General features: G+C 69.0%; 11 protein-coding genes, 1 tRNA gene and 4 pseudogenes. 6 read left to right on the forward strand and 10 right to left on the reverse strand.

Annotation, left to right across the window (positions count from 1 at the left end; translation table 11 throughout):
* Positions 1–90: 90 nt before the first annotated feature.
* A complete protein-coding gene (locus J1M41_RS12225; RefSeq protein ID WP_223247546.1) occupies positions 91–489 on the reverse strand; it encodes a helix-turn-helix domain-containing protein in 399 nt (132 codons plus the stop codon).
* 141 nt (positions 490–630) lie between these two features.
* Complete coding sequence (locus tag J1M41_RS03965) at positions 631–1,773, reverse strand: calcium/sodium antiporter (protein ID WP_043282823.1); 1,143 nt, start codon at positions 1,771–1,773, stop codon at positions 631–633.
* A gap of 187 nt (positions 1,774–1,960) precedes the next feature.
* Between J1M41_RS03965 and J1M41_RS03970 the strand changes: the two are divergent.
* Positions 1,961–3,231 (forward strand): annotated as a pseudogene (locus tag J1M41_RS03970) (IS1380 family transposase); the annotation flags it as partial.
* A 55-nt stretch (positions 3,232–3,286) separates the two neighbouring features.
* On the opposite strand, the pseudogene J1M41_RS03975 reads toward J1M41_RS03970, so the two are convergent.
* Positions 3,287–3,730 (reverse strand): annotated as a pseudogene (locus J1M41_RS03975) (transposase); the annotation flags it as partial.
* Between the two features lie 134 nt (positions 3,731–3,864).
* On the opposite strand from J1M41_RS03975, the gene J1M41_RS03980 reads away from it, so the two are divergent.
* The 5 genes and pseudogenes from J1M41_RS03980 to J1M41_RS04000 form a co-directional block, all read left to right on the forward strand.
* Positions 3,865–5,148: an IS256 family transposase gene (locus J1M41_RS03980; protein WP_100057176.1), complete on the forward strand. Its 1,284-nt coding sequence runs from the start codon at positions 3,865–3,867 to the stop codon at positions 5,146–5,148.
* Between the two features lie 62 nt (positions 5,149–5,210).
* Positions 5,211–5,543: a DUF3024 domain-containing protein gene (locus J1M41_RS03985; protein ID WP_036315702.1), complete on the forward strand. Its 333-nt coding sequence runs from the start codon at positions 5,211–5,213 to the stop codon at positions 5,541–5,543.
* A 44-nt stretch (positions 5,544–5,587) separates the two neighbouring features.
* The gene (locus J1M41_RS03990; RefSeq protein WP_010078466.1) at positions 5,588–5,785 is read left to right on the forward strand and encodes a hypothetical protein; all 198 of its coding nucleotides are present in this window, start codon (positions 5,588–5,590) and stop codon (positions 5,783–5,785) included.
* Between the two features lie 59 nt (positions 5,786–5,844).
* Positions 5,845–6,165: pseudogene (locus tag J1M41_RS03995) on the forward strand (transposase); the annotation flags it as partial.
* 235 nt (positions 6,166–6,400) lie between these two features.
* Positions 6,401–7,369 (forward strand): annotated as a pseudogene (locus tag J1M41_RS04000) (IS3 family transposase); the annotation flags it as partial.
* Between the two features lie 271 nt (positions 7,370–7,640).
* On the opposite strand, the gene J1M41_RS04005 reads toward J1M41_RS04000, so the two are convergent.
* The 7 genes from J1M41_RS04005 to J1M41_RS04035 form a co-directional block, all read right to left on the reverse strand.
* Positions 7,641–7,717 (reverse strand) — tRNA-Pro (locus J1M41_RS04005).
* A gap of 378 nt (positions 7,718–8,095) precedes the next feature.
* The gene (locus J1M41_RS04010; protein ID WP_206451199.1) at positions 8,096–8,575 is read right to left on the reverse strand and encodes a hypothetical protein; all 480 of its coding nucleotides are present in this window, start codon (positions 8,573–8,575) and stop codon (positions 8,096–8,098) included.
* Positions 8,576–8,679: 104 nt separating this feature from the next.
* Positions 8,680–10,218 (reverse strand): ribosome biogenesis GTPase Der, encoded by a 1,539-nt coding sequence (gene der, locus J1M41_RS04015; protein WP_020628099.1) that lies wholly within the window; start codon positions 10,216–10,218, stop codon positions 8,680–8,682.
* Positions 10,215–10,946, reverse strand: coding sequence for a (d)CMP kinase (gene cmk, locus J1M41_RS04020; protein WP_002857424.1), 732 nt, complete (start codon positions 10,944–10,946; stop codon positions 10,215–10,217). Before cmk ends, der begins: the two co-directional genes overlap by 4 nt.
* A gap of 1 nt (position 10,947) precedes the next feature.
* The gene (locus tag J1M41_RS04025) at positions 10,948–12,108 is read right to left on the reverse strand and encodes a prephenate dehydrogenase (protein WP_206451200.1); all 1,161 of its coding nucleotides are present in this window, start codon (positions 12,106–12,108) and stop codon (positions 10,948–10,950) included.
* Complete coding sequence (locus J1M41_RS04030; RefSeq protein ID WP_060974060.1) at positions 12,105–13,061, reverse strand: pseudouridine synthase; 957 nt, start codon at positions 13,059–13,061, stop codon at positions 12,105–12,107. The genes J1M41_RS04025 and J1M41_RS04030 overlap by 4 nt, the downstream gene beginning before the upstream one ends.
* Before the next feature lie 222 nt (positions 13,062–13,283).
* On the reverse strand, positions 13,284–14,144 hold the full coding sequence (locus J1M41_RS04035; protein WP_036338157.1) for a ParA family protein: 861 nt from the start codon (positions 14,142–14,144) through the stop codon (positions 13,284–13,286).
* Between the last annotated feature and the right edge of the window lie 116 nt (positions 14,145–14,260).

Here is a 14,260-nt window from a genome sequence, read left to right on the forward strand (position 1 = left end):
TACAACCACCACCGCCGGCACTCCTCGCTCGGCTACCTAACCCCAGCCGAGTACGCTCGGCAGTGCACCCATCAAATGGAAACCGACGACTCACAGAACGTCCGGACCGAATGAAGGGGGCGGCTCACGGCCCTGAGCGTCGGGAGAGTTCGCCATGCGTTCAACGGTCGGGTCTGCGGCCTCCAGACGCAAGCGACCCGCGATCTCGTTCGGCATCCATGACGCTGCGAGGTCGGCGTTGACGCGGGCCTCGAGTACCGGGTCCTTTGCCACTTTCCGGACCTGTGGGCGAGAGCGCTGGCGTTGCGCTTTCACGTCCGCGGTCACGGCTTGATAGCCGCGCGTCTTCGTCGAGTTCGGTCGAAGCTCTCTGGAGACCACCGAAGGGCATCTACCCAGGTGAGACGCGATCTTCCGGACTCCCCACCCGGCCTTCGATCCCGTCGAGATCTCCATCCGCTCCGTGAACGTGAGTCGCCGCCGCACCATCCCAGGCCTCCTCGCCTCGAGCCCCCACCGACCGGGAGTGTTGCTACGACGCTATGACACCACCAACCGACAGTCATCTCTTGCCGATTTACATTCAGCCGACGACCTGAATGAAGCCAGCAGCCGAATGCACTCGACGGTCTACGTCGAAGTCGTGGTCTGGTCCAGGTCTCGGCGTCCCTTGCGGAGCCCGATTTCGTAGGCTGTAAAGGAAATGAGCGTCAGTGCGATTAACGGCAGCACGAACCACGCCATGGCTACGGTGAATCCCTCCAGTGCATCGTGCGCTGTGGCAGCCAGCACAAGGTATCCGGTGTAGGCGGCGTACAAAACCACGAACAAGCCGCCCTCCCAACGCGCCACCGCGAAGCCCGTGAACGCGATCGGCAGTAGTGCCACTGCGGCCGCCAGCATTACTGGGATATCGAAGGCCACTGCGGCGCCGGATACGGGAATGCCCTCAAGAGAGATGAGCGCGGTTAGTCCTAGCACTACCCCTATGTTGAAGATATTGCTGCCGACCACGTTGCCCACCGCTAGGTCGCGTTCACCGCGACGCACGGCAATGATGGACGTCGCCAGCTCGGGCAGCGATGTCCCGACAGCCACAACGGTCAGTCCGACCACGAGGCTGCTTACGCCCAACGTGGTGGCTATGTTCACTGCTCCTTCCACGAGCAGCGTGGCACCGGCGACCAGCAACGCGACCCCCAGCAGCACAAAGAAGAGCGACCTGCTGACCGAGGCGCCTAGCGCAGCCCCTTCCTCGTCGGCTGGATCGACGGTTGCCGAATCTCCTGTCCCTTCCCGGGCATTCACCGCGGTCTTGGCGTCCCGCCGACTAATCACCACGGACATTATGGTGTGGACCACCACACCGAAAAATAGTATCAGCCCGTCCACCGCACTGATCCTCCCATCCAGGGACACAAGGAGCAGTAGAACTGACAAGACGACCATCAGGGGCAGGTCAAAGCGGATCAGCCTCCGCTTTACAGCGAGGGGAACGACCAGCGCGGACAGTCCCAGGATGAGCAGGACATTAATGATGTTGCTGCCAACCGCATTGCCCACGGCAAGCCCCGGTTCATCACGCAGTACAGCACCGACGCTCACTGCGAACTCGGGTGCCGACGTCGCCGCTGACACTACGGTGAGACCGATCACCAATGACGAAATCCCGAAACGTCCGGCCAGTGCTGACGCCCCACGCACCAAAAATTCCCCACCCAAGACCAGCAGCACCAGTCCGGCCACGATCCGTCCAATATCAAGCGCATCCATGAGTAGGAGTGTACGGACCACAGTTCAGGCCCTGCCACGAGCACCCGCTGACCTCGAGATTTCACTGGGGTGTGGTCTCGACGGGTGGGCGTCATAGAGAAAGGTGCTCCTGGCCTGGGATGATACGGGGTGTCGAGTCTCGTAATCCCTGGCCGGAAGGAGCACCTTTCAGGTGTCCCACCCTACCGTGTTCTTCTACCCCCGCCCGCGTGTGGACGTCGCTGAGGTCCCGGCGGCCTCGCATGCGGGCGCGGTGCTGCTGACCGACACGATCCACGCCACCGGCCTCGCCTCTTCGCTGCGTGAAGCGTTGGGTTCATGGACGAAACCGCTGGCCGAGCATCACGCCTCCAAGGTCCTGCTGGACCTAGCGATGACTCTCGCGGTGGGCGGGGAGGTCGCCCGTGACACCGACCTGCTGCGGTGCGAGCCGGGCCTGTTCGGTGACGTCGCCTCGGCCCCAACGATCTCCCGCACGCTCACCACCCTCGCTGAGGACGCGCCCGCCGTGATGACCGCGATCGCCAGGGCTCGCAGGACCGCGCGCGAGCAGGCCTGGGCCCTGGCCGGCGAGCATTCCCCGGCCGAGGGGACGAGCGCGAAGACCCCGCTGGTCATCGACCTCGACGCCACCCTGATCAACGTCCACAGTGAGAAGGAGCAAGCCGCCCCGACGTTCAAACGCGGCTTCGGCTACCACCCTCTGTACGCGTTCCTGGACCACGGCAGCGAAGGAACCGGGGAACCGCTCGCGATCCACCTTCGCCCCGGCAACGCGGGCTCGAACACCGCCAGCGATCACATCGCCGTCACCCGTCTGGCCCTTGCGCAGCTCCCACCGGCCCTGCTGGGCCGGGGCGGGCGGGGATCGAAAAAGGTCCTGATTCGCACCGACGGGGCCGGCGGCCCCAAGGACTTCGCGGGCTGGCTGGAGCGGCAGCGTCTGGCCTACTCAGTCGGGTTCACCCTCCCCGCGAACACTCCTGACCTGTTGGAACGTATTGATGAGGCGAAGGCGTGGACTCCTGCCTACGACACCGACACCGAAGGGATCCGCGATGGGGCATGGGTCGCGGAACTGACCGGACTACTGGACCTGCCCGGGTGGCCCCCGGAATGCGGGTAACCGTAAGGAAGGAACGCCCCCACCCCGGAGTGCAGCTACGGATCACCGATCACAAAGGGATGCGGATCACTGCGTTCGCGACCAACGCCCCACGCGGCCAGCTTCCAGTGCTGGAGCTGCGTCACCGCCGCCGCGCGCGCTGCGAGGACCGGATCCGCAACGCCAAGGACATGGGCCTGATGAAGTTCCCGCTGCAGGGATTCGCGCAGAACCAGGTCTGGTGCCAGATCGTCCAGCTCGCCGGCGTCATCGTCGCCTGGATGCAGGCCATCGCGCTGGCCGGCCATGATGCACGTCGCTGGGAGCCCAAACGGTTTCGCGCACGGTTGTTCGAGATCCCCGCGACCATCGTGCGCCGCTGTCGGCACAAGATCCTGCATTCGAGGCTCATCGCATTTGAGGGTGTAGCAAGGGTCTGAAGCCGCCTGATTCGAGGAGGCTGCGGGCGATGTAGTTGGTGAGGTTGCGGAAGCCGAGGGCGGAGCCGCGCAGGTGTTCGAGCCGGCCGTTGATCGCCTCCGTCGGACCGTTGCTGGTGCCCAGTCGCTCGAAGAACGCCAGCACGTCGGCGGCGCGTTTGGTCAGTGTCCGGCCGAGCTTGCCCAGTTCCTCGAGGGTGTCGGGGACCTTCTTGCTCAGCGCCGCGATCACCTTCTCCATCTTGGCCTTAGCCTTTGCGCGGTCGAATTCTCGATACGCGGCGACCATGGCCTGGTAGATCTCCCAGGCCGCTTCGACCGCGGCGTGCTTCTCGTGGGCGAAGAGGACGCTGAGGTGTTCTTTTTGGCGGTCGGTCAGCAGGCTCATCCCGGTGTGGAGGGTGCGGCGCAGTTGCGTCCGGCAGAGTGGTGTACGAATCCCGCAGCACGTTGACTCCGGTTGGCGTGTCGACCGCGAAGTAGAAGCGGTCACCGCGGGAGGCTTTCGAGGAAACTCTCACATCCCACTCGAAAGGGACACCCGCGATGACCGCTCCCCACGATATCGACCCCCAGGCGTTTCTGTCCGATCTGCTCACCCAGGCCTCGCCGGACTTGATGCGTCAGATGCTCACCACCTTCATCAATGCCCTGCTGTCGGCCGAGGCTGACAGCGTGTGCGGCGCCGCCTACGGCGCCCGCTCGGATGAGCGCACCAACCGGCGTAACGGCTACCGGCACCGGGACCTGGACACCCGCGCCGGCACCATCGACGTCGCGATCCCGAAACTGCGCGAAGGCACCTACTTTCCCGACTGGCTCCTGGAGCGGCGCCGCCGCGCCGAGGCAGCGCTGACCACGGTGGTCGCCACCTGCTACCTGCTCGGCGTCTCCACCCGCCGGATGGACAAACTGGTGCAGACTCTCGGCATCACGGGCCTGTCGAAATCGCAGGTCTCAGAGATGAGTAAAGACCTGGATGCACCGGTCGAAGCGTTCCGCACCCGGCCGCTCGATGCTGGGCCGTATCGGTTTGTCGCCGCCGACGCGCTCGTGCTCAAAGTGCGTGAACACGGCCGGGTCGTCAAGGTCGCCGCCATGGTCGCCACCGGCATCAACAACGACGGCTACCGCGAGATCCTCGGCCTGCAACTGGGCACCGCGGAGACCAGGGAGGGGTGGCTCGGGTTCTTCCGTGATCTGGCTGCCCGCGGCCTGTCGGGGGTGGAGCTGATCACCTCCGATGCCCATGCCGGGCTGGTCGAAGCGGCCGGGGCGGTGTTCGGGACGGCGCAGTGGCAGCGCTGCCGCACCCACTACGCGGCCAACCTGATGGCGGTGTGCCCGAAGTCGCAGTGGCCCGCGGTGAAAGCGCTGCTGCACAGCGTCTACACCCAGCCCGACGTCGAGGCGGTGATCGCCCAGTACGAGCACATGATCGACAGCCTGGCCACCCATCTGCCGGCCGCTGCCGAGCACCTCGAGGGCGCCCGCGATGAGGTGCTCACGTTCACGAAGTTCCCGAAGGAGGTGTGGAAGAAGATCTGGTCGAACAACCCGAACGAACGGCTCAACAAGGAGATCCGGAGACGCACCGACGTCGTCGGCATCTTCCCCAGCCGAGTCGCGGTGATTAGACTCCTCGGCGCGGTGCTGGCCGAGCAGCACGACGAATGGACCGAATCACGGCGCTACATGAGCCTGGAATTGCTGACCGCGACCGACACGATGCTCGCCGAAGCAGCCGCGAAAGCCGCGGCTGAACAAGCCGCCCTACAGGTCAGCGACACCATGACCGACGACCCCGGCCACGCGGCACTCGCCGCCTGACAACCCACCCGACCACGAGGAACCCGACAAAGCCTCGATACACCACTCAAAAGGACTTGACCATGGCTATGCCCGAGACCGACCTGCTGCGCATCGGCCGCTGGTGCCGTGAACGCGTGCCCGAGCACCTGTGGGATCAGGTGAGAGTAGAAGCCGAGATCGCCGACCGGCACGTCACGATCATCGAGACGCGGCCGCCGTGGGACGGGCAGGGCGACTGGACGCGGTTCCCGGTCGCGCGCCTGCGATACACCGTCAAGACCGGCCAGTGGAGCATCTACTGGCGTGACCGGCACATGAAGTTCCACGAGTACACGAAGAGGCGCCCGACGAAGAACGTCCAGAGTCTGCTCGACTACATCGGCAGCCACCAGGATCCGATCTTCTGGGGCTGAGAGCTCCCACGGCCGTGTCGGTACTCACCGCTACGGTCGGGAGTATGAGCGAAGAGCAATGGGATGAAGCGGCCTTCCGCGCATCGATCCCGGCCGCGCGCGAGAAGGTTGAGTTTGCCGCAAGGTTCTGCGAGATCGGCCCCTCACAGCCCCGCTGGGATAGTCACCGTCCCGTCGTCGAGTTGATCTTCTATCTCTGCAAGCTCGACTACGACATCAAGGTGCTCCTGCTGCCTTCCTGACCGATTGAAGCGCCCTGGGTTTGTTGGAGACTCCTGACCTTGGAAACGAGGATGGAGTTATGCCGAAAGAGCAGACAGCGGGGAAGCCGACGACGCGTCGGTATTCGCCGGAGGAGAAGGCCGCGGCGGTCCGGATGGTGAGGACGCTGCGTGCCGAGCTGGGGACCGAGCATGGGACCGTCAATCGGGTCGCGACGCAGCTCGGGTACGGGGTCGAGTCCGTGCGGATGTGGGTCAAGCAAGCCGACATCGACGACGGCGTCACCTCTGGCGTGAGCAGCGCTGAGGCGCGGCGGGTGCGTGAACTGGAGCAGGAAGTCCGGGAGTTGCGGCGGGCCAACGAGGTCCTCAAGCGTGCTGCGTCTTTCTTCTGTCAAGGGCCATTGAGTTCTGCCCATAGGCGGCCAGTGTTTCTTCCCGCTGGTGGCCATCAGAACTGCCCACTGGTGGCCAGCTGGTTTGCCCGTTTGGGTGGTGGTGCTGGCCACCGTGATGGGAACGAGCAACGCGGGCAAACCAGATGGCCAGCACCGGGCAGTTCCCGTGGCCATCACTGGGCAGTCCTCATGGCCGTCAGCGGGTCATTCCCTGGCCACCTATGGGCAGCTTTTCATGGCCGCTTACATTCTTCGGGGCGGAGCTCGACCGCCACTACCGGAAGTAGTCGCGTTCATCGACGCGAACAAGGATGACCTGGTCGACGCTCGCCGGCTCGGAGTCGAGCTCATCTGCAGGCTGCTGCAGGTGGCTCCGAGCAGCTACTACGCCGCCAAGACCCGCGCCCCCTCGGCTCGCGCGGTGCGGGACGAGGAGCTGATCCCGCAGCTGGTCGAGCTCTAGGAGACGAACTACCGCGTCTACGGGGTCAGAAAGCTCTGGAAGACCGCGCGTCGCGCCGGGATCGACATCGGCCGAGATCAGACGGGCCGGCTCATGCGCGCCGCAGGGATTAAGGGCGCGACCAGGTCGAAGCGGGTGAAGACGACCCGGCCAGATCCGACCGCGGCGCGGCACCCGGACCTCGTGAAGCGGGAGTTCACCGCGCCTGCCCCGAACCGGCTCTGGGTCACCGACCTGGCGTTCGTGCCGACGTGGGCCGGCGTCGCGTACGTCTGCTTCATCGTCGACGCGTTCTCCCGGATGATCGTCGGGTGGCGGTGCGCGTCACACATGCGCACCGAGATGGTCCTCGACGCGATCGAGATGGCCCGCTGGTCCCGCGGCGCTCGCCACGAGGACCTGCGCTGCCACAGCGACGCGGGGTCTCAATTCACCTCCATTCGCTACGGCGAACGCCTCGCCGAGATCGGAGCGACACCGTCGATCGGGACCGTCGGGGACAGCTATGACAACGCCCTGGCCGAGACCGTGAACGGCTATTACAAGGCCGAGCACGTCCGCGGACCCGCACGGCCAGGTCCCTGGCGGACGGTCGAGGACCTCGAGCTCGCGACCCTCGGGTGGGTGTCCTGGCACAACACGCAACGCCTCCACGGCTACCTCGGCGACGTCCCACCCGCCGAGTTCGAGGACACGTTCTATGCTGTCGAAGCCGGCCGCGAACAGCTGGTCGGAATCAAATAGCGCGAGTCTCCATCAGACCCAGGGGGCTTCAGGGCCAACGCTCTGGTCACCGACGAGATCGATTTTGGATCGAGCCGCTCGGCCACTGAGGAAGTTCTGAATTCCCGGGGATATAAGTCGAGCCGAACGCCGAACCGTAGGGTCTGTCTCGATCAGTTTGTGCTAAGGAATATGTCAGGCACGGAAAGAGGCCCAGGCGCTCCCCTCGAGGGAGTACCTGGGCCTCATTCCATTTTCCCTCGTCAGATGCGGACTCTGACCCGTGGGAACGTGGTCGGGCTAGCGGGATTTGAACCCACGACCTCTTGACCCCCAGTCAAGCGCGCTACCAAGCTGCGCCATAGCCCGTGGCGAATCGCGGTCATCCGCGCTTCGGCACCCGATGAGCATACCCCACCGGGACCGCCGGGCGCGAATCGGAAGCGGGCCTGCCAGGTCGTCGTTGTCAGGGGCAAACCGCGCGACACCCCCGAAACGTGAACAAGGGGCCCACGTCCTCTTCACAGACGTGAACCCCTCATCCCTTGACCGAGGGCCACCCGACCGAGAGTCCCCCAGCGACCGCGGCCCCGGCGTACCGGTGGGCCTGGCGGTCTGCACGAACCCTCTCATGACTGAGGGTGCAGTCGCGCACGTGAGAAGTGTAACACGCTGAGCCGCTCCGATCCGCCGTTCCGGGCGCGTCGCAGGGGCGTGTCGGGGGCCTCACGGAGCCCCGTCGCAGGCTCAGAACGTGAAGGTTCGGTCCCCCACGCGGAATTCGACGTCCTCCAGGTCCGGGATGGCGTCGCGCGCCCGGTCCGCCGCCTCCCGCATCGTGTCCTCGAGAACCTGGGGATCGGCCTCGAGCAGGGACTGGCCGTACTCGATGACCACCTTCCCGTCCTCCCGAAGGGCCTCGACGTCGACGATGTCCGAACCGGAGGGCAGCGATCGCGTCAGGTCCTCGACGACCTCGGCGGCGCGCTGGTCCGCCTCCTCGAGGGTGCCCTCGGCCTCCTGGCGCAGCTGCCCCAGGTCCACGCGGTCCGAGGCGTCCGCCTCCAGCTCGCTGATCCGGTCCTCGGCCTGGGCGAGCCGGTCCTCCGCGCTTTGCAGCGCGGCCCGGGTCGCGCCGTCGTCGACCGCGCAGCCGGATGCGGCCAGCGCGAGCGCGGCCAGGGTGGCCAGGGACAGGGCGGCGGGGCGACGTCGGATGAGGCTCATGCCCTCAGGCTACGAGGCGAAGGTGGACGAACGGTGGGAGCCGGCCGGGACGACGACGTCCCCCGGCGCGGGTGGTCGAGGGACGTCGTCGGGGCGGGGCCGGATCAGCGGCGGCGACCGCGCTTCTCGCGCACGCGCATCCCGATCTCGAGGGGCGTGCCCTCGAACCCGAAGGTCTCGCGCAGGCGGCGCACGATGAACCGGCGGTACCCGGGGTCCAGGAACCCGGTGGTGAACAGCACGAACTTGGGCGGCCGGCTCGAGACCTGGGTCGCGAACAGGATGCGGGGCTGCTTGCCGCCGCGCAGCGGGTGCGGGTGGGCCGCCACGAGCTCGCCGAGGAACGCGTTGAGCTTGCCCGTGGGGATACGGGTGTCCCATGAGTCCAGGGCGAGGTCCAGCGCGGGGACGAGACGGTCCTTGTGCCAGCCGGTCTTCGCGGAGATGTTCACGCGCGGCGCCCACGCGACGTGCGCCAGGTCCCGCTCGATCTCCTTGGCCAGCTGGAGCCGCCGATCCTCATCCACCTGGTCCCACTTGTTGAACGCGATCACGAGGGCGCGACCGGAGTCCAGCACCATCTGGAGGATGCGCACGTCCTGCTCAGAGATCACCTGCGGCGCCTCGAGCAGCACCACGGCCACCTCGGCGCGGTCCAGGGCCGAGGCAGTGCGCAGCGACGCGTAGTAGTCGGCGCCGTGGGCCATGTGCTGCCGTCGACGGATGCCGGCGGTGTCCACGAAGCGCCACAGGCGTCCGCCGAGCTCCACGAGCTCGTCCACGGGGTCGCGCGTGGTGCCGGCCAGGTCGTCCACCACCACGCGGTCCGAGCCGGCCAGCTTGTTCAGCAGCGAGGACTTGCCCACGTTCGGCCGGCCCACGAGGGCGATCCGGCGCGGGCCGCCGCGCGGCACGAGACCGCCGTGGGCGGACTCCTCCGGCAGTGCCTCGAGCGCGGCGTCCAACAGGTCCGCGACGCCGCGGCCGTGCACCGCGGACACCGGGTACGGGTAGCCGAAGCCGAGCGACCACAGGGTGGCGGCGTCGGCCTCCTGGACCATGTCGTCCACCTTGTTGGCGGCCACGATCACCGGGCGGTCCTTGCGACGCAGCATCGAGACCACGGCCTCGTCCGTGGCCGTCATGCCGACGGTGGCGTCCACCACGAACACGACGGCGTCCGCCACGTCCACGGCCAGCTCGGCCTGCTCGGCCACGCGACGGTGGATGCCCTTGGCGTCGTGCTCCCAGCCGCCGGTGTCCACCACGGTGAACTCGCGGCCGTTCCACTCGGCGTCGTAGGAGACGCGGTCGCGCGTCACGCCGGGCACGTCCTCCACCACGGCCTCACGGCGGCCGATGATGCGGTTGACGAGCGTGGACTTGCCGACGTTCGGCCGGCCCACGATGGCCAGCACGGGCGGCACGGGCGCGTCGACGTCCTCGTCGGGCCCGAGCTGCCACGCGTCGAGGAGGGCGGCGTCGTCCTCCTCGAGCTCGTAGTCCTCGAGGCCGGCGCGCAGCGACGCGGCGCGCGCCTCGGCCTCCTCCTCGGTCATGGCGGCGAGCCGCTCGGCCACCTGATCGTCGCCGGCGGGGACGAACTCGTCCTCACCGGAGCGGTGCTGGGGGTTCTCGGTCATCGTCGGCCTCCCTTCACGGCCGGAATGCCGGCCTGGTCCTCGACGGCGGCCAGGACGGCCGCCACGGTCTGCTCGAAGTCGAGCTCGGTGGAGTCCACGAGCGCCACCCCGTCGGCGGGGCGGTCGAACGTGGACACGGTGGCGTCGCGGGCGTCGCGCCCGGCCACCTGACGGTGCAGCGTGCCGGCATCGACGCCGGTCTCCCCCGCCGCGGCCAGCTGGCCCGAGCGGCGGGCGGTGCGCACGGCCTCGGAGGCCGTGAGCAGCACGCGCGCGTGGGCGTCCGGGGCCACCACCGTGGTGATGTCACGGCCCTCGGCGACCATCCGGCCCGCGGCGGCGATCGCCGCCCGCTGGCGACGATGCAGCTCCTCGCGCACCGGGATGACCACGGCGACGGTGGAGACCGTGTCCGTGACCTCGGGGCCGCGGATCGCCTCGGTGACGTCCGTGCCGCCGACCCGCACGGCCTCGACGTCCGGGTCGGTGGACTGGTCCAGGTCCATGGCGACGGCGGCCGCCGCCACGGCCTCCGCATCGGCCAGGTCGACGCCCTCGTGCAGGCAGTGCCACGCCACGGCGCGGTACATGGCGCCGGTGTCCAGGTACGCGGCGCCGAGACGCCGGGCCACGGCCTTGGACACGGACGACTTGCCCGAGCCCGAGGGGCCGTCCACCGCCACCACGAGCGGCGCGGGTGCGACGTCGTCGCGGGTGTGCTCGGTCATCTCAGACCACCTTCCATCCGGCGGCGGTCAGCGCCGCCACGAGTTCGTCCCTGCGGCCGGGCAGCACGGAGATCTCCACCATGCCGACCCGGTGGCCCGAGGCGTGCTCGAGCCGCAGGTCCTCCACGTTCACGTCCGTGCGGCCGACCTCGTCGAGGAGGGCCGCGATCTGCCCGGGGGCGTCGTCCACGATCACCGTGACCACCGCGAACGCCTGCGGCGGCGCCCCGTGCTTGCCGGGCACCCGTGCCCGACCGGCGTTGCCCTCGGCGATCAGCTGCGCCATGTCCAGCCGCGCCCCGGGGGCGGAGGGGTCCTCCAGGGTGCGGATCAGCCGGTCCAGGTCCGCCCGCAGCCCGTGCAGCGCCGGCACGATCCGCCCGGCGTTGCCGGAGAGGATCTGCACCCACAGCTGCGGGTCCGACGCTGCGATCCGGGTGGTGTCCCGCAGCCCGTTGCCGGCCAGGGCGAGCGCCTGGTCCGGGGTGTCCTGCAGGCGGGAGGCCACGAGCGAGGCGGCGATCTGCGGCAGGTGCGAGATCAGCGCGACCGATTCGTCGTGGGCGCGGGCCGCCATCCGGTACGGGGTGGCCTGCAGCGTCCGCGCGAGCGCCCGACCGGCCGCGAGGGCGCCCGGGTGCGTCGTGTCCGTCGGGCACAGCACCCACGGCGCCTGCGTGAACAGGGTGCCGCGGGCCGCCACGGGACCGGACCGCTCGGAGCCGGCCATCGGGTGCGTCCCGAGGTACCGGTCGGCGTCCTGCGGGGCCAGGCGGCCGTCGTCGACGGCAGCGCGCACGCCCGCGGCGACCGCCTCCTTCACCGAGGCGATGTCCACCACCACGGCCGCGGGCCAGCGGCGCAGCGAGTCGACCACGACGTCGGCGGTCACGTCCGGCGGCGCGGCCACGACGACGAGGCCCGGGGCGGCGTCGAGGTCGTCGCCCCCGGCGTCCAGGCGGGCGGGGCGTCCGGCGCGGATGTCCGCGGCCACGGCCAGGGCGGCGGGCGAGGGGTCGTGCAGGCGCACGTCCACACCGGCCGCGCTCAGCCCGATGCCGATCGAGGTGCCCAGCAGACCGGTCCCCCGGACGAGGACGGGCTGCGGGATCCCGGCCGGGCCATCACCGAGCGCGGCGGCGGACTCGGCGGGCGCGCTCACAGGCCGACCAGGGCCTTGAGGTGGCCCAGCTCCTGCGCGTTGAGCGCGCGGACGGTGCCCTGCTTCTGGTCGCCCAGCAGGATGGGGCCCACCTTGACGCGGACGAGCCGCTCGACCGGGTGGCCGATCTCCTGGAACATGCGGCGCACGATGCGGTTCTTGCCCGAGTGCAGCACGACCTCGACGAGCACGTGGCCCGGCGTCGAGTCGACGAGCTTGAACGAGTCCACCTGCGCCACGCCGTCCTCCAGCTCCACGCCCTCGCGCAGCCGGTTCGAGACGCCCTTGGCCAGCGGGCCGCGGGTCTGCACCACGTAGGTCTTGGGGACCTCGTAGCTGGGGTGGGTGAGGCGGTTGGCCAGCTCGCCGTCGTTGGTGAGGATGAGCAGGCCCTCGGTCTCGTTGTCCAGACGGCCCACGTGGAACAGGTGCTCCTGCCCGGGCTTGAGGTAGGTGGCGATCGAGGGCCGGCCCTCCGGGTCCACCATCGTGGAGATCACGCCGCGGGGCTTGTTGAAGACGAAGTACTGCTTGGTCACGTCCGTCTGCACGGAGATGCCGTCCACCCGGATCACGGCCGTGGCCGGGTCCACGCGCACGCCGGGCTCGGTGACGACGACGCCGTCCACCTCCACGCGGCCCTCCGCGATGAGGTCTTCGCTCACGCGCCGGGACGCCACACCCGCCGCGGCCAGCACCTTCTGCAGGCGCTCGCCCGACTCGTCGTGGATGCGGTCGAGGTGGGCGGCCTTGGCCCGGGCGGCTCCGGCGCCGCGGCCGCGGCGACCGCGGGTGCGCGGCACGGCGTCCTCGTCGAAGGGGGCCTCCTCGCGGGGGCCGGCGGCGCCGCGGCGGGCACCGATCTGTCGCTGGAAATCGCGCTCCTGGAACGGGCCGCCCCGTCGACCGACGGCGGGGGTGCGTCCGGAGCCTCGCGGCTTGCGGGAGTTCATGGGAGGGCGTCCTTTCGGGTGCGCGTCAACGGCGCCGGTCGGGCCGGCGGCGGACGGGTCAGGGGGGTGAGGGACGGCCCGGAGACGGACACGCCCGACTCCATTCTCGCAGATCGGCGGCGTCGCGTCTCCCGGCCACCGCTCCCCCGGCCGTGAGCGCGCAGAGAACCGGCCCGGTCCCGCGACGGGACCGGGCCGGCGTCGTCGGCGCTCAGCGGACGGTCACGGCGCGCCGCCGCGGCAGATCAGCTCACGGGCGAGCTGCCGGTAGGCCTTGGCCCCGTCGTGGTTCTCGGCGAACAGGGTGATGGGCGTGGCCGCCACCGTGGCGTCGGCGAACTTGATGGACCGCTTGATGACGGTCTCGAACACGCGGTCCCCGAAGCCGGCCACCAGCGAGCCCACGACCTCCTTGGAGTGAAGGGTCCGCTGGTCGAACATCGTGGCCAGCACGCCGTCGATCTCCAGGTCCGGGTTGAGCCGGTCCTGCACCTTCTCGATCGTCTCGACGAGCAGGGCGACCGCGCGCAGCGCGAAGAACTCGGCGGTCAGCGGGATGATCACGCCGTGCGAGGCGGTCAGCGCGTTGACGGTCAGCAGGCCCAGCGAGGGCTGGCAGTCGATGAGGACCACGTCGTAGTCGTCGCGGACCTGGCGCAGCGCACGCTCGAGGACCTGCTCGCGGGCCACCTCGTTGACGAGCTGCACCTCGGCCGCGGACAGGTCAATGTTGGCCGGCAGCAGGTCCATGTTCGCGAAGTCCGTGGACAGGATCGCGTCCTTCGCGGTCACCGACCGTTCCATGAGCACGTTGTACACCGTGGTGTCGAGCTCGTGCGGGTTCGCGCCCAGGCCGGCTGAGAGGGCGCCCTGCGGGTCGAAGTCCACCATGAGCACCCTGCGGCCGTAGCCCGCGAGCGCGGCGCCCAGGTTGATGGTGGAGGTCGTCTTTCCGACGCCGCCCTTCTGGTTCACCATCGAGATGATCCGCGCCGGGCCGTGCGAGGTCAGGGGCGCGGGCTCGGGGAAGTCGTGCTTGGGCCGGCCGGTGGGCCCGAGCACGGGCTCGCCGTGGATGGTCATCACGGGGATCGGTTCTCTCGAGGTCACGGCGGCGCCGGCTCCTTCCACGGTGGTCTGCACGCCCGGCCGCGGGCCGCGGCGCGCCGCGGCCGCCGTCGTCGGCGTGTCCGGATCTT

Origin of the sequence: Micrococcus sp. KRD096 (genome assembly GCF_017168495.1) — a bacterium.
GTDB classification, from domain to species: Bacteria; Actinomycetota; Actinomycetes; order Actinomycetales; family Micrococcaceae; genus Micrococcus; species Micrococcus luteus.